18 protein-coding genes are annotated in these 20,002 nt (G+C 65.4%); 10 read left to right on the top strand and 8 right to left on the bottom strand.

Annotation, left to right across the window (positions count from 1 at the left end):
* Positions 1–31: 31 nt before the first annotated feature.
* From HZA32_10730 to HZA32_10715, 4 genes are read right to left on the bottom strand one after another with little or no spacing between them, the layout of a single operon-like run.
* On the bottom strand, positions 32–613 hold the full coding sequence (locus HZA32_10730; protein MBI5424547.1) for a c-type cytochrome: 582 nt from the start codon (positions 611–613) through the stop codon (positions 32–34).
* Between the two features lie 20 nt (positions 614–633).
* On the bottom strand, positions 634–792 hold the full coding sequence (locus HZA32_10725; protein ID MBI5424546.1) for a hypothetical protein: 159 nt from the start codon (positions 790–792) through the stop codon (positions 634–636).
* Positions 793–811: 19 nt separating this feature from the next.
* Positions 812–3,127, bottom strand: coding sequence for a cytochrome-c oxidase, cbb3-type subunit I (ccoN, locus tag HZA32_10720; protein ID MBI5424545.1), 2,316 nt, complete (start codon positions 3,125–3,127; stop codon positions 812–814).
* A gap of 21 nt (positions 3,128–3,148) precedes the next feature.
* Complete coding sequence (locus tag HZA32_10715; GenBank protein ID MBI5424544.1) at positions 3,149–3,361, bottom strand: hypothetical protein; 213 nt, start codon at positions 3,359–3,361, stop codon at positions 3,149–3,151.
* A gap of 126 nt (positions 3,362–3,487) precedes the next feature.
* On the opposite strand from HZA32_10715, the gene HZA32_10710 reads away from it, so the two are divergent.
* Complete coding sequence (locus HZA32_10710) at positions 3,488–4,006, top strand: hypothetical protein (protein MBI5424543.1); 519 nt, start codon at positions 3,488–3,490, stop codon at positions 4,004–4,006.
* 19 nt (positions 4,007–4,025) lie between these two features.
* On the opposite strand, the gene HZA32_10705 is transcribed toward HZA32_10710, so the two are convergent.
* Complete coding sequence (locus HZA32_10705) at positions 4,026–4,925, bottom strand: PocR ligand-binding domain-containing protein (protein MBI5424542.1); 900 nt, start codon at positions 4,923–4,925, stop codon at positions 4,026–4,028.
* 209 nt (positions 4,926–5,134) lie between these two features.
* On the opposite strand from HZA32_10705, the gene HZA32_10700 reads away from it, so the two are divergent.
* The 4 genes from HZA32_10700 to HZA32_10685 all read left to right on the top strand — a co-directional run bounded on the left by HZA32_10700 (position 5,135) and on the right by HZA32_10685 (position 10,914).
* Positions 5,135–5,434 (top strand): hypothetical protein, encoded by a 300-nt coding sequence (locus tag HZA32_10700; protein ID MBI5424541.1) that lies wholly within the window; start codon positions 5,135–5,137, stop codon positions 5,432–5,434.
* An 85-nt stretch (positions 5,435–5,519) separates the two neighbouring features.
* Positions 5,520–6,836 (top strand): cation:dicarboxylase symporter family transporter, encoded by a 1,317-nt coding sequence (locus HZA32_10695; GenBank protein ID MBI5424540.1) that lies wholly within the window; start codon positions 5,520–5,522, stop codon positions 6,834–6,836.
* A 119-nt stretch (positions 6,837–6,955) separates the two neighbouring features.
* Positions 6,956–8,281 carry an HlyC/CorC family transporter gene (locus tag HZA32_10690; GenBank protein ID MBI5424539.1) on the top strand — a complete coding sequence of 442 codons (1,326 nt, stop codon included), beginning with the start codon at positions 6,956–6,958 and terminating at the stop codon, positions 8,279–8,281.
* A gap of 155 nt (positions 8,282–8,436) precedes the next feature.
* On the top strand, positions 8,437–10,914 hold the full coding sequence (locus HZA32_10685) for a DUF3160 domain-containing protein (GenBank protein ID MBI5424538.1): 2,478 nt from the start codon (positions 8,437–8,439) through the stop codon (positions 10,912–10,914).
* Positions 10,915–10,941: 27 nt separating this feature from the next.
* On the opposite strand, the gene HZA32_10680 is transcribed toward HZA32_10685, so the two are convergent.
* The 3 genes from HZA32_10680 to HZA32_10670 all read right to left on the bottom strand — a co-directional run bounded on the left by HZA32_10680 (position 10,942) and on the right by HZA32_10670 (position 13,182).
* Complete coding sequence (locus tag HZA32_10680) at positions 10,942–11,403, bottom strand: hypothetical protein (protein MBI5424537.1); 462 nt, start codon at positions 11,401–11,403, stop codon at positions 10,942–10,944.
* A 37-nt stretch (positions 11,404–11,440) separates the two neighbouring features.
* Positions 11,441–12,352 (bottom strand): phosphoribosylaminoimidazolesuccinocarboxamide synthase, encoded by a 912-nt coding sequence (locus HZA32_10675; protein MBI5424536.1) that lies wholly within the window; start codon positions 12,350–12,352, stop codon positions 11,441–11,443.
* A gap of 140 nt (positions 12,353–12,492) precedes the next feature.
* A complete protein-coding gene (locus HZA32_10670) occupies positions 12,493–13,182 on the bottom strand; it encodes a FadR family transcriptional regulator (protein ID MBI5424535.1) in 690 nt (229 codons plus the stop codon).
* Positions 13,183–13,388: 206 nt separating this feature from the next.
* On the opposite strand from HZA32_10670, the gene HZA32_10665 reads away from it, so the two are divergent.
* From HZA32_10665 to HZA32_10645, 5 genes are read left to right on the top strand one after another with little or no spacing between them, the layout of a single operon-like run.
* The gene (locus HZA32_10665) at positions 13,389–15,311 is read left to right on the top strand and encodes a hypothetical protein (GenBank protein ID MBI5424534.1); all 1,923 of its coding nucleotides are present in this window, start codon (positions 13,389–13,391) and stop codon (positions 15,309–15,311) included.
* A gap of 20 nt (positions 15,312–15,331) precedes the next feature.
* The gene (locus HZA32_10660; GenBank protein MBI5424533.1) at positions 15,332–15,985 is read left to right on the top strand and encodes a DUF1573 domain-containing protein; all 654 of its coding nucleotides are present in this window, start codon (positions 15,332–15,334) and stop codon (positions 15,983–15,985) included.
* Positions 15,982–16,839 (top strand): amidohydrolase family protein, encoded by an 858-nt coding sequence (locus tag HZA32_10655; protein ID MBI5424532.1) that lies wholly within the window; start codon positions 15,982–15,984, stop codon positions 16,837–16,839. Before HZA32_10660 ends, HZA32_10655 begins: the two co-directional genes overlap by 4 nt.
* Positions 16,836–17,684 carry an amidohydrolase family protein gene (locus HZA32_10650; protein MBI5424531.1) on the top strand — a complete coding sequence of 283 codons (849 nt, stop codon included), beginning with the start codon at positions 16,836–16,838 and terminating at the stop codon, positions 17,682–17,684. The genes HZA32_10655 and HZA32_10650 overlap by 4 nt, the downstream gene beginning before the upstream one ends.
* Before the next feature lie 15 nt (positions 17,685–17,699).
* The gene (locus HZA32_10645; GenBank protein ID MBI5424530.1) at positions 17,700–20,000 is read left to right on the top strand and encodes a TonB-dependent receptor; all 2,301 of its coding nucleotides are present in this window, start codon (positions 17,700–17,702) and stop codon (positions 19,998–20,000) included.
* The last annotated feature ends 2 nt before the right edge of the window (positions 20,001–20,002 follow it).

Below are 20,002 nucleotides of genomic sequence, written 5' to 3'. Positions count from 1 at the left end.
CGCCCATGGCGTGGCGCGCGCCTGTGATCGACTACTTGGAAACTTCGACGGTGATCTCCTCGCCTTTCTTGTGCTTGGAGAGAACGTAGGCGACGACCTCGGCGACTTTCTTCTGGCCGAGCACCGGTTCCCACGTGGGCATGCCTTTCACGAGGACGCCCTTGGAAACGGTAGCGTAGACTTCCTTCGGCGTGCCGCCGTGGATCCACGCAGTGTCGATGAGGTTCGGGCCGACGGCGGCGGGATTCTCGCCCTTGCCGCGCATGCTCGGGAGGTGGCATTGCACGCAGAGGGAATCGAAGGTCTGCTTGCCGGCGTTCACGAACTCGGGGTTCTGGCTCATCTGCCAGAAGAGGTCGTCGTTGTTGACGTCGATGGAGGACGCCATCTTCACGGCGTTGATCTTGGCCATCGCGGTGTCGACCTGCGCGCCGTCCGACGGGACGATGTGCGCGATCTGATTGGCGAACCAGTAGAACACCCAGAAGGCGATCGTGCCGTAGAGGGTGTAGAGCCACCAGTTCGGCAGGCGCTTGTCGTATTCGCGGATGCCGTCGTAGGTGTGCGGACGGAATTTCTCGTCGCGGTCGTCGGCGGGATGTTGGGGATTCATGTGCGTGTGCGGCGGAGAGGTTATTCTTTTTCGAAGGGCAGGTTCGCGAGGCGATCGATCTGCGCGGGTTTCATCTTCGTGGCGCGCCAGGCGGCGGCGACGTAGACGAGGGAGGCGACGGCGAGCGCGACCACAGGGAAGATCAGCTGCCAGTCTTCGTAGATGATGCGGCGAAGCATGGGATAAGTGGGTTGAAGATTAGTGCGTGGCGGCGGCGCCGGCGTTGGTGGGGGTCCACTTCTTGCCGAGGCATTGGAGGTAGCTGATGAGCGCGACGATCTCCTTGTCGGGCGCGATGTAGCGGCCCTGGGCCTGGAGATCCTTCGCGATTTCCTTCGCCTGCTCGTGAGCGAGCGTGGAGATCATCGAGTCGGACCAGTTCGGGAACGGCACGCCGAGCATCTTTTGGACGGCGATCTTCTTCGGAAGGACGGAGTAGTTGGTGTCGTTCTCCTGGAGGTGGCCGTAGGTGGGCATGTTGGAGCCGGTCGAGATCGAGCGCGGGTCCTTCATGTGGTCGAAGTGCCAGGCGTGGTTGTATTTTCCACCGACGCGGGCGAGGTCGGGGCCGGTGCGGCGGGAGCCCCATTGATACGGGTGGTCCCAGATGGATTCGCCGAGGCGGGAGTAGTCGCCGTAGCGCATGACGTCGGGGACGAGCGTGCGGATCATCTGTGAGTGGCAGGTGTAGCAACCCTCGCGGACGTAGATGTCGCGGCCGGCGAGTTCGAGCGGCGTGTAGACGTCGGCCTTGCGGTCTTCGGTCTGCAGCTGCTTGTCGATCGTGAGCATCGGAACGATCTGGATGAGGCCGCCGACGGCGACGGCGAGGAACGTGAGGACCGTGAAGGGCATCGCGTTCAGGAGGAGCTTGTCATACCACTCGCCCCACGCGGTGCCGCGGGTCTGGAAGTGGCCGATGGCCATGAGCGCCGCCATGACGGTGGCGAAGAGGCCGAGCAGGTTGACCCAGCCGCTGGTGAACATCCACACGCACGCGGCGATGGTGCCGAGGGTGGAGTAAACGACCGGGGCGTTGAGGAAGGTGGCGGGGAGCGAAAGGTTTTCCTTCTCCTCGAATTTCTCGACGTAGACTTCCATCGTGCCGTTCACGACTTTGGCGCCGGCGATGGATTTCCAGATGTTGTAAACCATCAGGAGGAAGCCGATGAAGTAGAACGCGCCGCCGACGATGCGCAGCGCCATGAGCGGGCGGATGGCGTTCAGCGTCTCGAGGAAGTTCGGATACTTCAGGATGGTGCCGCCTTCGGCGGTGGCGTTGAGCATCAGGCCTTGGCCGATGCCGGAGGCCCACATGGCGCCCATGTAGAAAAGGATGCCGATGGTCCCGAGCCAGAAGTGGAGGTTGGCGAGGGATTGCGAGTAGAGGGGCTTGTTCCAGAGGCGCGGGACGAGCCAGTAGAACATGCCGGCGGCCATGAAGCCGTTCCAGCCGAGGGCGCCGCCGTGCACGTGACCGATGATCCAATCGGTGTAGTGGCCGAGGGCGTTGACGGCCTTGATGGAGAGGAGCGGTCCCTCGAAGGTCGCCATGCCGTAGAAGGTCACGCCGGCGGCGAAGAATTTGATCACCGGATCGGTGCGGAGCTTGTCCCAGCCGCCGCGAAGCGTGAGCAGGCCGTTGAGCATGCCACCCCAGGAGGGCGCCCAGAGCATGAGCGAGAAGGTCATGCCGAGGAGTTGCAGCCAGTTCGGGAGCGCGGTGTTCAGCAAGTGGTGCGGGCCGGCCCAGATGTAGAGGAACACCAGCGACCAGAAGTGCACGACCGAGAGGCGATACGAATAGACCGGACGTTCCGCCGCCTTCGGCAGGAAGTAATACATGATGCCGAGGATCGGCGTGGTGAGGAAGAACGCCACGGCGTTGTGGCCATACCACCATTGGACGAGGCCGTCCTGCGCACCGGCGAACACGCCGTAGGAGTGGATCCACGAGGTCGGGATCGAGAGGTGGTTGACGATGTAGAGCATCGCCACGGTGATGATCGTCGCGATGTAGAACCAGATGGCGACGTAGAGGGACTTCTCGTTGCGCTTGGCGAGCGTCCAGAAGAAGTTCACCGCGAACACGACCCAGATGAGGGCGACGGCGACGTTGATCGGCCAGATGAGCTCGGCGTATTCCTTGCCGCGCGTGAGGCCGAGCGGGAGCGTGATGGCGGCCGCGACGATGATCGCCTGCCAGCCCCAGAAGTGGAGCTGCGAGAGGAAATCACTCGCGAGCCGGGCCTTCACGAGGCGCTGCGTCGAATAGTAGACGCCGGCGAACATCATATTGCCGACGAACGCGAAGATGACGGCGTTCGTGTGGAGCGGGCGCAGGCGACCGAAGCTGGTGAACGACAGGCCGAAGTTGGCCTGCCAGAAATTCAGCTGGGTCGCGACGAGGAGGCCGACGAGCATGCCGACGACGCCGAAAATAATCGACGCGAGCATGAATTGGCGGACGACCTTGTCGTTGAACTCGATGGTGGTTTTTTGTCCTGTCGTCATGGTGTGTGCGAACGGGAGGGGTTAGAAATAGAGGTCGCCCGGCGCAGGCGCGTCGGGCGACACAGCAATGGCGGGTGAATGGGACGGCGCCGCAGGGCGCTCTTCGGCCAGGGGCAGCAGCGAGTCGCGCTCAACACTGGCGAAGCGGTGGCGACGTTGTTCGCGGAGAAACATGACGACGAAAAACGCGGCCAATAGCAGGCTGAAGAAGACCGTAATCGGAATGACAGACATGGCGTGGAGGATGTCGCATCTACTATCCGGATTTTTCCCTATCCGGCTGCGCACGGTTTGGCATTGTCCGACCAATTCTTGGCAAGGCATGCCACTCCCCCTCCAAGATATGCGCACGTTTACCCAATGAGTGGCGAGCTGGGGCGTTTCAACCGTGGCAAACTCCCGGCCGTGGATCAGAGCGAGCATGCGCAGCTGGAGGGACTTCGCCCCGCCGTGAAGACGGAATGGGAAGCGTTGCTGCGCTCAGAGCCGGCGCCCTCCCCCTTGGGCAACCCCGACACGTTGCTCTACCTGATGGATGAAACCATCACCCAGGTCTTCAAGGCCCTGACGGAGAACTCGCTCGATTCGGTCCTCAAGAAGTCGTCCGCGCTCCTGGTGCCATTGCAGCGGCATTGCACGTGCGGGTTAAACCCGTTGCTGAACTACTACGCGACCGGCGAGCTCGCGCTGCATCTCGTGGCAGCCAAGCGCCTGCCGCAGCCCATTCTCGATGCGGTGCTGACCAGCTTCCACCTGCTCGCCCAGCAGGAAATCGACACGCTGTGCTCGGTTTGCCTCAATCGTTCCTCTTCGGCCTGCCAGTCGCCGGCCGTGCACTCGACGCATCAACATCGGATGCGGCGCGCGAAACTCGCCTGAGGCTCGGCGCCGGGGCGCGTCAGTTCTGCTTCAACTTGGCGCGCCAAGTCGTGGGCGACTCGCCGACGATCTTGCGGAACACGCGGTTGAACTGCGACAGCGACTGGAAACCCGTCTCGTAGGCCGCCTCGCTGATGCGTTTGTGCGGATTGAGCAGGAGGTTCTTCACCTTCTCGATGCGGACGCGCGCGAGGTAGTCGGTGAAGGTCAGGCCGGTCGCCTGTTTGAACATCTTGCAGAAGTAGAACGCGCTCGTGTTGACCGACGCCGCGACCTGCCGCAGCGAGATCTCCTCGTGCTGGTGCTCGGCGATGAATGTCTTCGCCCGCGTGATCATCGGCGACTCCGCCTGCTTGGCCGAGAGCATCAGCTGATTGCTGAGCGAAGAAAGGTGCTGCGCGAAAATCGTCAGCAGGCGCAGGACCGCCTCGTATTGCTTCTTATCGAGCAGGCGCGAGTTGTAGTAGGCCTCCTCGAGCTTCTTCACGTCGGCCTGCACACCCCAACTGATCACTTCGCGCGCGAGCTTGTTGAACTCCTTGCTGTTCGGCTTGTGGAGCAGCACCTGGCCGGTCTGGAGGAACGCCACGAGATTCTCGCCCACGCGCACCGGCACCGCCGAATCGCAGAAGCCCGCGAAGCACTTCAAAGTCTTCGGCTCGATCCGCGCCTCCTCCTCGACGCGCTTCTGCAACTGCAGGCACGCGGAGCAGGTGTGGTTGGTGCTGGCCATGAGCGAGCAGAACGGACTCTCGTTCGGATCGCCGTGGTGCGGGAGGTCGAACGCCTCGATCGCGCGCAACGTGATGGGCAAGCCCGTCGTCTCGCGAAACGCCGCTTCATAGTCGCGATAGATCTGCGACTCTTTGAGCTGTTTCACGAGCTCGCGGCTGCGGCGTGTGTCGTCCGAGGTAACCACGGCGGCTAGAGAATGAATTTACCGGTGCCGCGCAATGCTATCGCAAGATCTGCGCAGAGGTAGCAGGTAAACGCGTGACTGTGCATAAATTTGCTTTTCGGATCGACGGGGCAAACCGACCCGATTCCGGACGCGAAGAAAGGGTAAATGAGACCTCTCTTCCCCGAATAGCATTCCGTCCACGCCGCGACCGCAGCGATACTCCGGGCATGTTAGCCGAGGGCATCCTGCTCGTGGTGTTGGGCGCCGCCAGTCCGGTCGCGCCTGGCGAGACGCTGCGCTGGTCCGAGGTGCGCGTCGGCATCCCGCGCCAACAAGTCAGCGAACTGCTCGGCCAGCCGCTCATGCGCAACGCCGCGCGCGGCTACGAGCGCTGGGTCTACGATGGCGGTTGCGAGGTGCAGTTCACCCGCGGCGAGGTTTCGGCTTGGACTGCTCCGCGCGGCTCGGCGCCGGCGGCGACGCCAGTCTCGCGCCGGGAAGCGCCCGTTTCCGAACGGCGCTCCTGAGTCGGCGAGGGAGTAGTTCTACCCGTTCGCAACTCCACTCTGGCCAGACGGCGACGCGCCTGTTTTCGTGCGGCGCTCCTCCCCCATGAGTCACCACGCCTCTTCCACGCCGGCCGCACCGCGCCGTTGGTTTCATCTCTCGCTGACCCAACAAATCGTCCTCGGCCTCCTCGTGGGCATCCTCGCCGGCTGGTGGATGAGCACGCTGCCGACCGCGACCCACGAGAAATGGGACGACGGCTTCAAGGTCGTGCGCGACGTCTTCCTGCACCTGATCAAAGCGATGATCGCGCCGCTCATCTTCGCGAGCATCGTGCAAGGTTTCGCCGGCACCGGCGACATGAAGAAGGCCCAGCGCATCGGCTGGAAGTCGCTTCTGTATTTCGAAATCGTCACCACGCTCGCGCTCTTCGTCGGCTTGCTCGTCGTCAACGTCGTGAAACCCGGCGCCGGCGTCGTCCTGCAGATGGACCAGGCGCAGTCCACCGCCGCGCTCGCCAAGCCCCAAACGCTCGCCGAGATCATCGTGCACATCTTCCCCGTGAGCCTGATCGACGCCATGGCGAAGAACGACGTGCTCCAGATCGTCTGCTTCGCCGTCATCTTCGCGATGGCCGTGATCGCCGCCGGCGACGCGGGCAAGCCGGTGCTCGAGTTCTGCGGCAGCCTCACACAGGTGATGTTCAAGTTCGCGGGCATCATCATGAAGTTCGCGCCATTCGGCGTGGGCGCGGCCATCGCCGTGACCGTCGGCCACCAAGGTCTCGGTTCGCTCATCACGCTCGCGAAGCTCGTGTTCACACTCTACGGCGCGCTCGTCATTTTCGTGGTCGGCGTCTTCGGCGGCGTGATCTGGATCGCCAAGGTGCCGCTGAAGCCGTTCATCAAAGCCGTGCGCGAGCCGTTCACGCTGGCCTTCGCCACGGCGAACAGTGAGGCCGCGCTACCCAAGGCGTTTGAGAACATGGAAAAGGTCGGCGTGCCACGCGGCATCGTCGGCTTTGTGCTGCCGGCCGGCTACTCGTTCAACCTCGACGGCTCCACGCTGCACCTCGCCGTCGCCTCCGTCTTCGTCGCCCAAGCGGCCGAGACGACCACGGGCATCCATTTCAGCATCGATCAACAGATCACCATGATGCTGATGCTCATGCTCACCTCCAAAGGCGTGGCCGCTGTGCCGCGCGCGTCGTTCGTGGTGCTCGTGGCCGCGCTGGAGTCCTTCAAGCTCCCGCTCGCCGGCGCGTTCCTCATCCTCGGCGTCGACGCGTTGCTCGACATGGCGCGCACGTCCGTGAACGTCATGGGCAACTGCCTCGCCTCCGTCGTCGTCGCCCGCTGGGAGGGTGAGTTCGACGACAAAAAGGCCGCCGAGTTCGCCGCCGAGAAGCCGACCGATTCCTGAGCAGATTACTGCCCGCCAGCGAGTTCCGGCCTTAATTTACGGTCGCGCGAGCCGTTGGATTGGGTAAATTGATTGCCCGGCCCTTCCGCCGGCCTACCGTTCGCCGCCCCATGCACTCCGTGGCACTCGAACTCGCCGTCATCGCGCTGCTGTTGGCCATCAACGGCATTTTTGCGCTGGCCGAGATCGCGCTCGTGTCCTCGCGCAAGTCCCGCCTGAGGGCCCTCGCCGAACACGGCAACGGCCTCGCCCAGCTCGCGCTCGCGCAAGCCGAGAGTCCCACCAAGTTCCTCTCCACAGTCCAATTCGGCGTCACCCTCAGCGGCATCGCCGCCGGCGCATTTTCGGGCGCGGCGCTCGCCCGGGAACTGAACAACTGGCTCATCGGACGCTTCCCAGCCGCCACCGAATACAGCACCTACCTCAGCTTCGGCAGCGTCGTGCTCGGCATCACCTTCTTCACGATCGTGCTCGGCGAACTGGTCCCGAAACGCCTCGGCCTCGCCAATCCCGAACGCTGGGCCGTCGCGCTCGCGCGACCGATGAACTTCATCTCGAAGGTCGCCGCGCCCTTCGTGTGGCTGCTCACCGTGTGCACCGACGGCGTGGCCAAGCTCCTCGGCTCACGGGCGGAGCCCAAGGTCACCGTCTCGGACGAGGAAGTCGCCTCTCTCATCGAGCAAGGCCTGCACGCGGGCGTTTTTCATAAGGCCGAGAAAGCGATGGTCGAAGGCGTCATGGCGCTCGACCACTGCCCCGTCACCGCGCTCATGACGCCGCGCCCGAAAATGGTGTGGCTCAACATCGACGACCCCGACGAAGCCAACTGGCGCAAGATCGTCGCCAGCGGCCACTCTCACTTTCCGGTCTACCAAAAGCACCGCGACACCGTTCTCGGCATGGTGCACATCAAGGCCCTCTGGGCGCACGCCGCGTTCGGCCTGCCGACGAATCTCCGCAATCTCGTCACGCCCGCCACGATGCTGCCCGAGACCACGACCGCCATCCAGGCGCTCGAGCAATTCAAAAAGTCCGGCAAGCACACCGCGCTCGTCATCGACGAATTCGGCGGTGTGCAAGGCATGGTGACCCTCATCGACATCCTCGAAGCCATCGTCGGCGACCTGCCCGACCAGATCCGCCGCGCCCAGCCCGAAGCCAAGCGCCGCGACGACGGCTCCTGGCTCGTCGACGCCACCCTCGCCATTTCCGAGGTCAAGGAGCTGCTGAAACTCCGCGAATTGCCCGGCGAGGACACCGCCGACTTCCAGACGCTCGGCGGCTTCGTCGTCACGCAACTCGGCCGCATCCCCGCCGCCGGCGACTACTTCGACTGGAGCGGCTGGCGTTTCGAGGTGATGGACATGGATCGCCAGCGCGTGGACAAGGTCCTCCTCGCCCGCACGCCCGCCAGCGCCACGCCGGCGGAAAAAGCCTCCGCCTGAACACGCGCGCGTAGCGCCGGCTCCCAGCCGGCCACCCGCACCGCCCGAGCATCCGCTTCCCGCAGCGAGGAGCGCAAACAACCTGTGGCTCCGAAGACGAGTCCGCCCAAACCCACTCGCCTAATTTTTCCGCGCGCGACACGTTGTCCGGCGTGATGAGCCTTCTCGCCCCGCAGACCGCCTCCCACCGCTCCGCGAGCCACACCTTACGCGCGGCGACCCTCGCGATTCTCGCTCTCGCCCACGTCGGCACCCACGCCGCCCCACCCGAGCTGCCGCCACCGCCCACACATTATCCGCACTCCGAAGAACGCGGAAAATCCCCCGACGCGATCGATCAACTCACCGAACAGTATAATCAGGCGCATAAGGCGTGGCACAACAGCCTGACGTCTGAGCAACAAGCCGCTTACTCGGCCAGCCTCCGCTCATCCTTTGGTCGCCCACCCAGTCTCCCCACTCCCGGCCGAGACTACGACTGGCACACGAGCGCCAAACAAAAGGGCCTCACTCCCGCCGAAATCGCCCAGCTCGACCGCGACAAGCTCCTCCTGGAAGACATCTCGCTCCGCCAATCCTTCGAGGCCTACACGATGCCGCGCGGCCCGGTCTTCATCACCAGCGACTCCGCGCTCAACGCCTTCCACATCCTCTTCGAGGATTCCTTTCGCGAACTCGAACTGCGGCGCGCTTTCATGCTCCGCACGCACCTCGAAAGCGTCGTGACCAAAGCCCGCGAATTGCTCGCCGACAGAAATTACTTTCCTGCCGCCGAACTCGCGCCCGGCTGGCGCCACGCCCAGCTCGTCGTCGGTCCCGCCCTCCGGCTCCTCGGCACGCCCGTCGATTTCTTCGACGCCGCCGCGCGCGACGAGATCGAACAACAAGTCGGCAAAATCCGCGCCGCCACCGCCGCCGAGCTGCCGTCATGGCTCGCGCCCGCCTCGCGCACGCTACTCGCGATCGACTACCGCCGCTGCACCCCCGTCGGCTTCTACACCGACACCGAGTCGCTCCAAAACTACTTCCGCGCCGTGCGCTGGCTCCAATGCATCCCCTTCCGCGCCGACCGCGACGCCGAACTCACTGCCATCGGCCTGCTCGGCTTCGCGGTGAATCAAAACTACCGCAACAACACCGAGTCCTTCTTCCGCGACTACGCCATCTTCCTCGGCCGTCCCGACGACCCTGCTTTCCCCGAAGCCGCGTATGAGTTTCAGAATTTTCTGAGCGCGAACCACGGCGCAACCGACTGGAAATCCAACCTCATCGCCAAACGCCGTTGGCTGCTCCGCTCCTCCATCGCGCGTGACGAGTGGAAGAAACTCAACGACTCGCTTCGCCTTCCACAGGACGCCGCCGAAAAGCTCGCCGAAATCCAATTCCGCGTCCTCTCCGCCTACCGCCTGCCCGACGCGCTCGCCCTCGCCAAACTCGCCGAGCCCGGCCATCTGCCCAGCGGCCTTGCCGTCGCCGCGCTCCTCGGCTCCGATTTCGCGCGCCGTCAGCTGTCCGCAGTCGAGCCCGCGCAACTCGACGCCGCGCTCGACGCCGCCCGCGAAGACTGGCACCCGACAAAGGAAGCCGAACGACGCGCACGTCCGAGTCTCTACGACCGCTACCTCGACACGCTCGCTGCCCTGCACGCTCCCGCCGAGCCCGACGCGCCCGCCTTCATGCGCAACGACGCCTGGGCGGCGAAATCCTGCCTCACCACCCTCGCGGGCTGGGCCCAAATGCGCCACATGTTCACGCTCCAACAAAAGGAAACAGCCATGTATGCGGGCATGGGAATGTTGCCTTCTGGCTTCATCGAGCCGTGTCCTGAATTCTTCCGACTCCTTGCAGATTTGGTGGAGTCGGCGAAGGATACCTTGGAATCTGCCGGCACTTTTGAAACCTCCTCGATGGTTGCCGCGGAAAACCTACGCGCGACAGCGCGGGAAATTGAATCACTTGGATTTCATCTGCCCGGCTCCAAGCCCGCAGATATCGAGCAGCTGCCACGTGAGATCGGCAACCGCTACTTTGACGCGGACATGCGCTATGGTCATCTCGTGACCGAGCACGATCTTCATTCCCCCACCCAAAGTGACGAAGAATTCCACGCCGCCCACAGCGAACTGATCGCACGCATCCGCACCCTCGCCGAAGATATTGCTTCAGGCAAACAACCAATTCCCACGGACGAGTCCTCGTTGAGGCGGCGCTGGGCAAAGCTCGACTCAATATGTCATCGCCTTGAATCCATGTCGCACAAGCAACTGCGGAAACGCGCGTGGACGAGCGCCGAAGATGACTTCATCCGCAAATACGGCGAGCAACTCGCCCTCGTGCACGGTTACTTCGGCAACTCGTGGCACGTTCCGCGCGACGACGCCCCGCGCTGGGCCAGCGTCGTCCGCGATCCGAACTCCGACACGCAACTCGCCGTCGGAGTCGGCCGCGCGCGGCTCATCCATGTGCTCTATCCCTACGGCGACGGTGAAGTCCTCTGCACCGGCGCCGTGATGAGCTACTACGAATACTCCGCATCCGGCACGCCGCTCACCGACACCGAATGGCGCGCCAAACTCGATGGCCCGACAGCGCCCGCGCTGCCGACGTGGCTCTCTCCCTACCTCGCTCGCTGAAGCGCCACGCTGCTTCCGCCCGGCGCCTCAACGCCGCGTGCGAGCCACCATCTCACGCGATACCGCCAGCACCGAAGGCTGCGGCGCGACTGTCCAGACCACCAGCAAGCCATGCTCGTCGTCGACGATGATCTTCTCGTTCGCGCCACAAGTCATCTTCTCACCGGCGAAAGTGTAGGCGTCACCGGGCTTGAATTCGCGCGCCTGATGGTTCTCCGGCAAGGCCGAGAGTTGTTCGGCGATGAAGTTGCGCGCCGACTGTTCCGTCATCTTCGCCAAGCGGAAAGGTTTCAGTCCCTCGGCGATCGACACGTCTTTCTCATCCAACGTGACCGTGTAAAGCAAAGCCCCGGCCGGCTCCTCGATCAGCCAAACGAGGATGTTTTTCTGCGGTGTCGCCTCGGGCTTGCCGAAACGCGCACGCAACTCGGCCGACTTCTCGCCGATCCGCGCGTGGGCCGGCACAGCGGCCGCCAGCACAGCGAACAAGCAAATGAAAGAGAGATTCCGTGCGTGCCTCATGGGATCAGCCGATGAGGTTCTTCAGCGCCGCGAGGTATTTTTCCTGCGTGCGGCGGATGATGTCGTCGGGGATGTGCGGCGCCGGCGGCTTCTGGTCCCACTTGATCGCAAGCAGGTGATCGCGCACGAACTGCTTGTCGTAACTCGGCGGCGACATGCCGGGCGCGTAGCTCTCCGCCGGCCAGTAACGCGACGAGTCGGGCGTGAGCACTTCGTCGATGAGGATGAGATTGCCGGCCGCGTCGGTGCCGAACTCGAACTTTGTGTCGGCGAGGATCATGCCGGCGGCGCGCGCGCGATCGTGACCGAGGCGATAGAGCGCGAGGCTGGTCGCCTTCACTTTTTCATAGAGCGCGGCGCCGATCGCGGCGGCGCCCTGCGCGTCGTTGATCGGCTCGTCGTGCTGGCCCTTCGGCGCCTTGGTCGTGGGCGTGAAAATCGGCTCGGGCAACCGGTCCGCCTGACGCAGCCCGGCGGGCAACTTGATGCCGCAAACTTCGCCGCTCTTTTGGTAGGAATTCCAGCCGCTGCCGATGAGGTAACCGCGCGCGACGCACTCGATCGTGAGGGGTTTCAGTTTCCGCACGACCATGCTGCGCAGCTGCAGGTCGCGATCCACGATGCCGCGGCGCGCGAATTCGCCCGCTTGGTCGGGCAGGAGGTGGTTCGCGATCAGCGATTCGGTCTGCTGAAACCACCACAGGCTCATCTGCGTGAGAATCGCGCCTTTGCCGGGGATGCCCTCGGGCATGATCACGTCGAAGGCGGAGAGCCGATCGGTCGCGACGAGCAACAGCGCGTCACCGAGATCGAAAATCTCGCGCACCTTGCCCGAGGCGATGCGCGGGAACGGCAGATCGGCGATCGTGTTGACGGCTTGGCGGGGCAGCGCCGCGGCGATTTCGGCAAAAGTCATTGCCCGAGACATAGACGCTCTTCCGCGCGAATGCCAATCCCGGGCCGCGTGCACGCTCACGAAAATTCCAACCACGCGGCATGCCCGTCGCCCACGTCGCGTTTGCCGCAGGCCGAGTCACCGACCGGTTCAGCTCGCCGTCAGAGTTTGCGCACCGCGAAGAGCAGATGCTCGAGCGTCGCGTCGCGCGCCTTCGCCGCATCGCGGTTGCGAATGTGTTCGAGGATTTCCTCGTGGTAACGGTGGATCGCCACCCAGTGATCGTCCGGGATCACTTGGCCGTAGATCTCGGTCATGACACCGCCCAACACGTCGAGGAGCGCACAAACGAGTGTGTGCAGGAGCGGATTGCCCGTGGCCTGCGCGATGCGGCGATGGAATTCCGAGTTCAACGACGCGTAGCGGAACTTGTCGTCCATCGCCCCGCGCATCTGCCGCACGATTTCCTCCAAGTCCTCCAGGTCCTGCTCGGTGCGCTTCTGCGCGGCGAGCATCGCCGCGTGCATTTCCAAGCCATGGCGCGCCTCCTCGATTTCCCACGCGTTGTTCACGCGCGTCGCGGCGAGGCGCTCGATCACTTCGGCGAGCGAGCGCGCATCCAACGGCCTCACGACCGCGCCCACGCCGTTGACCATTTCGATCACGCCTTTGCCCACGAGCGTGCGCATCGCTTCCCGCACGACCGGCCGGCTGACGTTCAGCAGCTCGGCCAACTTGCCCTCCGCTGGCAGCACCGTGCCCGCCTTCAGGTCGTTCTTCTGAATGTGCCCGAAAATCGAACGCACCGCTTGGTCGACGAGGCTTTCTTTTTGGAGCGGGGCGAGGTTCATCAGACCACATTTCTTCGGCCGGGCGGCTTTTCTGTCAAGCTGTCTGATAGATTTCAAACCGCACACGCAGCTACCCTACTCACGATTATTCAATAACCTATGAATCCATAAACGGACAACCCAAGAGGCGACGTGGTTGTGCACAACCTATCATATAGCTTGACACATTGACTGCCGACACCAAATACGTGCGCCATCCCCCGCTTATGAGCACATTACCCTTCCTCGCTCAGTTTCCGGGCCGCCGCGCCCGTTTCCACCTGTCGGCAGCCGCCATGATCGCCGGAATCCTCACTTCCACCGGCGCAGCCCCAACCCCGCCGTGCGGCAACAGTTACGGCACCTCGGCGGACATGGACGCCATCGAACTCGCCATGTGGGCGGGCACGGTGACCGACGTCACGACCGCCATCACCAACGCCAAGGCGACCCGCGGCGACTCCGTCGGCTGTCCTGACCTCCTCTACACCTACACCACACCGAACTTCACCGTCCCGACCCTCGCGGCCATCGCGGACAAATGGGAAAACGTCCACGCGCCCGGCCTGCGCAACTTCCTCATCACTTGCCCGGAAATCGGCCGCAAAGGCGCCGGTCCCGCGCTCGGCGGCTACTACGCCCACCTCGCCGGCTACGCCTCCCGACTCTCCGCGCTGCGCGACATCACCCAGATGTATATCGCGACGCAATACGTCGACGCCAACGCCCCCTGGCCGCCGCTCGCCGACGCCGGTGTCTACGTCGGCGCCTACGGCCTGTTGCGCGTGCCGAACACCGATGCGTGCTACGACTCGTCCGTCGGCCCCGGCGTCGACGCGTTCTACTCCGCCAAACCGACGCTCTGCCCGATCTTCGATGCCGGCCTCTACTCCGGCGACCGCTTCATGATCGCCGACATCATTCCGGAACTGGGCGTCTTCGACGGCGGACTCGCCTACGATCACGGCTGGGTTGGCGCGATGATGATGGAGTCGACCCTCCAACACCCCGTCGCCTCCCTGCGCACGAGCGCGACCACCTCCCTCGCCGCCGCCATCGGGTGGGCCGAGAACGAGCCGCCCGTCCGCGACCACAACTACACCGCCAAGCTCGTTTGGATTCTCGCGCAAAAATACGCCCGCGACGGCGACACCGCCGCCAAAACCGCGATGCTCGACAAGATCGACCGCAATCTGAAGCCGGGCGTGCTCTTCGACGCTAACGCCGACGGCCTCGTCGACGGCATGTCCAGCCAGCCCTTCTCCGGCCTCACCGAGATCGCTCGCGTCCCCGGCCGCTACTGGGACGGTCACAACGCCCGCCCGCAATACCAGCCGATGAACGCCTGGGCCTTCGTCGAAGCCTACGTCGCGCTGCGCGACCGCGGCGACACCGCCCAAGCCGCCGCGCTCAAACCCTACGCCGTCGCCACGCTCGACAACCTCGCGTGGGAAATCGTCAACAAAGGCATCCCGCAGGTCGGCGTCGGCCAGAAGGAGATTCCCTACGCCTTCCTCCTCGGCCTCTGGAAAATCGCCGCCTACGAGAGCGAGTCGCACACCAATTGGGAGCAAGCCGCCTGGGCGCTCTGGAATTCCGGCCTGATGAATTCCTACGGCGACAACACCGTCAACGCCGGCCTCTACCTCCTCTACAAAGCCGGCGTGCCCTACACGCCGCTCGCGAGCCGCACCACGCCGCCCGCGCCCTCCGGCACCCTCTTCACCGCCTGCACCGGCTACACGATCGAAGCCGGCACCTACTCCGCCGGTAAACGCACCTCGTTCACCGCGGACGACAACGACTACTACACGATCGGCGGCGCCTCCCAGCCCGCCGTCGGCATCGACTATTACGTCGGCACCGGCGCGCTCACCAGCATCCGCGTCAAGGTCCGCTCCAAGGACAGCGTCAACTCCGGCATCACGCGCAAGATCTACCTCTGGAACTTCACCTCCGGCGCGTGGACGCAAGTCGCCTCCGGCTCCGTCGGCACCGCCGAATCCGATCTCTCGATCACGGTCTCGAGCGGCCTCGCCAACTACCGCGATTCCGACGGCAACATCCGCGTCGGCGTCGCGCACAGCCGCACGCTCTTCACCCACACCACCTACATCGAGAAGGTCGAAGTCGGCCTCAACGGCTCCTGACCACCGCCTCGGGACGCGCCATGCAACGCCTCCTGTCCAGCTGCCTCCTCGCCGCCGCGCTCGCGTCCATCACGCGCGGCGGCGCCCTCGAGTGGAGCCCCGCGCAGCTCGCGGCGCGCCTCGCTCCCGGCCAGGAGGAAATCGCGCTCACCTTCCACGTGCGCAACACCGGCCCCGCGCCGGTCACGATCAACGCCGTCGAACCTTCCTGCGGATGCACCACCGCCACCGTGGAGCCACGCGTGATTCCCGCCGGCGGCACCGCGCAACTCCACGCCACCTACCGCGCCGGCGGCCGCTCGGGCACCGTCCATCGCGACATCGTCGTCAAATCCGACGCCGGCCGCGACACCGTCTCCTTCGCCATCGAGCATCCCGTCTGGTTCAAGCTCGACCACCCGTCGCTCGTCTGGGCACCGCGCACGCCGCGCACCGAACAAACCGCCCGCCTTGAAATCGCCGACGGCGTCGCCGCCCGCCTCGGTGCGCCGCGCGTGGAAAAACCCGGCACGTTCTCCGTCAGCGTCGAAGCCGACCCGACCGCGCCCGGTCGCTACCTCCTCCGCGTCGCTCCGCTCGCAGACACGAGCCCCCTCTTCTCGCCGATCGCCGTGCCCGTCGCCTTCGCCGACGGCCGCACCGCCACGATCACGCTGCACGCCGCCCTTCGATGACCGCCCGCCGCTCCCGCCCTCCCGCCAAAAAAGACCCGCCGCCGCGCCGCGCCGCCGTGAGCGATTCCGCCGCGCCGCTCGAATTCTTCGACTGCGACCTGATGCTCGGCTCGCCGCTGCGCGCCGGCATCCCGGGCTACGATGCCGCGAACGCCGTCGCCGAACTCGACCGCTGCGGCATCGCGCAAGCCCTCGTCCACGGCCACGCGCTCGGCCCCGACGCCTTCGCCACGCAGAACCGCATCGCGCTCGACGCCGCCTCCGCCCAGCCGCGCCTCCACGCGTGCCTCGTCCTGCCGCAATTTCCGCTCCGCCGCGGCCAGCGCGTGCTCTCCCTCGTGCGCGAACTCGTCGCGACCGGCGCGCGCGCCTTCCGCCTCGAGCGCGAGATCGGTCCCGCGTCCGGCGCGCTCGAGCTCGACCGCTTTCCCGACGCGTCCGCCTGCTGGACGCTGCTCGCGCGGAAACGCCTGCCGCTCTTTGTGCCCGCCGCTCATTTTCCCAACCGCGACGCGCGCATCGCCTACGGCCTCGACGACGTCGTCGCGCTCTGCCGCCGCCATCCCGCGCTGCCCGTCGTCCTGCTCAACGCGCCCTACGTGATCGAGCGCCAGCTCTACGCCGCGCTCGCCCGCGCGGCCAATCTCCACCTCGCGGTCACACGCTTCGGGCTCTTCGGACAACTCGAGTCGTTCGTCGCCGAGTTTGGCGCGGAGCGTTTCCTCTTCGGCTCGGCCGCGCCGTGGAACGACCCCGCCATCGCGCGCGGCGCCGTCGCCTACGCCGCGCTGCCGCTCGCGCAACGCCAGCAAATCGCCGGCGGCAACCTCCGCCGCCTCCTCCGCCTGCCATGAACGCGCCCGATCCCTTCGCCGCCGCCGCCCTCGCCGCCTCACCGATCGAGCGCGAACTCATCCTCGACATCCACGCGCACGTCGACGCGTGGGCCGCCGCCGATGGCGACACTTCGCCCTACTGGCCGCGTTCCGCCGTCTCGCTGCTCGCCGCCGCCGAACGCGTCGGCGTGCGCCATCTCACCTTCAGCCACCTCAACGCCCTCCGCGCCACGCTCGCCGCCGATCTCGAAGCCGCGCACGCCGACAGCGAGTTGGTCGTCCGGCGCAGCGCCGGCCGCCTCACCGCGCACCTGGTGCTGCATCCGCATTTCCCGCGCGAAACCGCGGCGCGCCTCGACGCTCTGAAACCGGGCGAAATCTTCGTCGGCGCCAAGCTCCACGGCGAACTGCACGACGTGCGCCTCCAATCCCGCGTGCTCACGCCGCTCCTCGAGCGCTGCGAGGTCCACCGTCTGTCCGTGCTCGTGCACCTGCACCCGGCCGACACCGTCGCCGACCTCGCCGCCATCGCGCGCCGCCACCCGCGCCTGAATTTCCTCTGCGCGCACCTTCGTCCCCGTCCCGACGAGGCCGCGACGCTCTTCGCCGCGCACGCGAATATCTTCACCGACACCTCGCTCTCGCAGAGCCTGCCGGGCGCGGTCGAGGACTTCGTCGCCGCCACCGGCGCCGACCGCCTGCTCTACGGCAGCGACGCCACCTACCTCAGCGTCGGCGCGCAGTTTTCCAAAGTCGCGCTCGCTCGCCTGCCGCTCGAAGCAAAGCGCCGCGTCTTCGCGCACAACGCCCTTCGCGCCTTCCCGCTGCTCGCTGCCCACACCGGCTTTCCTCAGTCGCCCTAACCCCGCACGTCCTCCATGAACACATCACCTCTCGCCTCGCCGTCCCCCGTGAGTCGCCTCGCCCTCTGTTCACTCGGCCTCCTCGTCGGTCTCGCGCTCGCGCTTCCCGCGATCGCGCAAACCGCCGCACCCGACTCCACCGCCACGTCGCCGCGCGGCGACACCTACTCGCTCGATCCGTTCGTCGTGAACGCCGACCCGTCCAAATACCTCGCGTCCGAGGTCGGCACCGGCTCCCGCTACGCCGTCGCGATTAAAGACATTCCCTTTCCCGTCACACTGCTCGACCGCGCAATGATGGACGACTTCCTCGCCTACGACTTCAACGACGCGGCGTCCTTCGCCAGCTCGTTCAGTCCGTCCGAGGGCACCGGCCGGTTCTTCATGCGCGGCATCGCCAGCCGCAGCACCTACATCAACGGCGTGCGCGACACCGGCCTCTTCGGCACCGCCTTCGTCGAGCGCATCGAACTCATCCGCGGCGCCAACGCCGCCATCTACGGCCAAACGGAGCCCTCCGGCCTGCGCAACGTCGTCCTGCTCAAGCCGCGCGCCAAACGCGAGGTCCAGGCGCGCATCACCGTCGGCACCGACGACTACTCGCGCTATTACTTCGGCGCGAACGACGTCTTCGCCGACGGTAAACTTGCCGTCCGCGTCGACGCTTACCGCGAGGACTCGAAGCAGCGCGCGATCAACTACTGGAACTCCCGCCAAAAAGGCGCCTACACCGCCGGCCGCTGGCAGGTCACGCGCAAGACCACGATCGAATACAGCGCCGAAACCATCGAGTCGCGCTCGCCCTCGACCATCACGCAGCCGGTCGCGCAGGACGCCGTGACGAAAGCCGTCCTGGGCATCGTCGGCGTGCAGGACATCGCCGCCTTCCCGCGCGAGCAATACTACGGCCAGACGTTCGTCGGCTCCGCGAGCTTCAACCAGCTCAAGGTCAACGCCGGCGACCTCAGCATCAGCCACACGTTCAACTCCCACCTCTCCTCGCGCCTCGTCGTCAACCACGGCACGCGCCAGCAAAACGTCCTCGGCGTCAACGGCACGCCCGTCGTCGACACCGCCACGCTCTCCACCGCGTCGATCGCGAACAAGACCAGCTGGATCCAATACTACGAGGATCTCTACGAAAAGCAGACCGTCGCCCAGCTCGACCTCCTCGCCCAATTCGAACTCGGCCCGACCAAGCACAAGCTCCTCGCCACCTACGACTATCTCACGGTGAAAAACGAGGACATGGTCCTCGCCCAGGTTCTCCCCGCCGAACGCGTCGACGCCGCCGACTACTCGCGCATCGGGCCCATCCTCTCGATCCCGCCCTACCTCACCGACTCGCTCCGCAACCGCGTCGACGACCGCACCATTCGCGGCCTCCTCGTCAGCGAGCGCGCCATCCTCTTCCAGGATCGCCTGCATCTCCTCATCGGCGCGCGCCGCGACGAGATCGAGCAGACGCTCACGCCGCGCAAATTCACCGCCGGCGCGCAAGTGCCCCAGACCGCGCAAGTGCAGCCGAAGATCACCGCCACCACGCTCCAGTCCGGCCTGCTCTTCAAACCCAAGGAAAACATCTCGCTCTACGCCAACTACAGCGAGTCGTTCAACCCCGGCTCCGCCACCGACCTCGACTACAACGGCAATCCCATCGGCAACCAGGAAGGCGAAGGCCTCGAGGCCGGCATCAAGGCCAGCCTCCTCGACTCGCACCTGAACTTCACCGCCGGCGTCTTCCGCATCGAGAAATCCAACCTTCCGTTCACCGCCACCAACGCCGCCGGCGTCTCGCTCCCACCCGCGAGCGGCATCGGCAGCTACAAGGTCACCGGCGCGCAACGCTCCCAAGGCGTCGAGTTCGACCTCACCTACATCCCGTCGCGCTCATGGCTCCTCGGCGTTTCCTACGGCAAGAACAACGTCCACTGGGCCGAAATCTCGCCGCTCGCCCCGCGCTCGCAATCACTCGTCGGCCGCCCGCCCGAAGGCGTGCCGCTGGAAAACCTCGCCGTCACCACGCGCTACGAGTTCGCCTCCGGCACGTTCAAGGGCCTCAACGTCCGCGCCGCCGCGCGCTACCAAGGCCAGGCCGCAATCTCGCCGTCCATCGTGGACGCCTCCGGCAACATGTTCTTCATTCCGAGCTACACGCTCTGGGATTTCGGCGTCGGCTACGGTTGGAAGGCGCTCGGCTTCAAGCACCGCCTCGACGTGAACGTCCGCAACGCCTTCGACAAGGAATACTATCGCGGCGGCCCCTTCGCCGGCATCCCGCGCGAACTCTACCTCAGCTACGAAGTGCGCTTCTGATC

The sequence above is a fragment of the Opitutia bacterium genome, from assembly GCA_016217545.1.
GTDB lineage: Bacteria > Verrucomicrobiota > Verrucomicrobiia > Opitutales > Opitutaceae > Didemnitutus.
The sequence above is the reverse complement of the archived record's forward strand: the minus strand, read 5'-3'. Positions and strand labels throughout refer to the sequence as shown.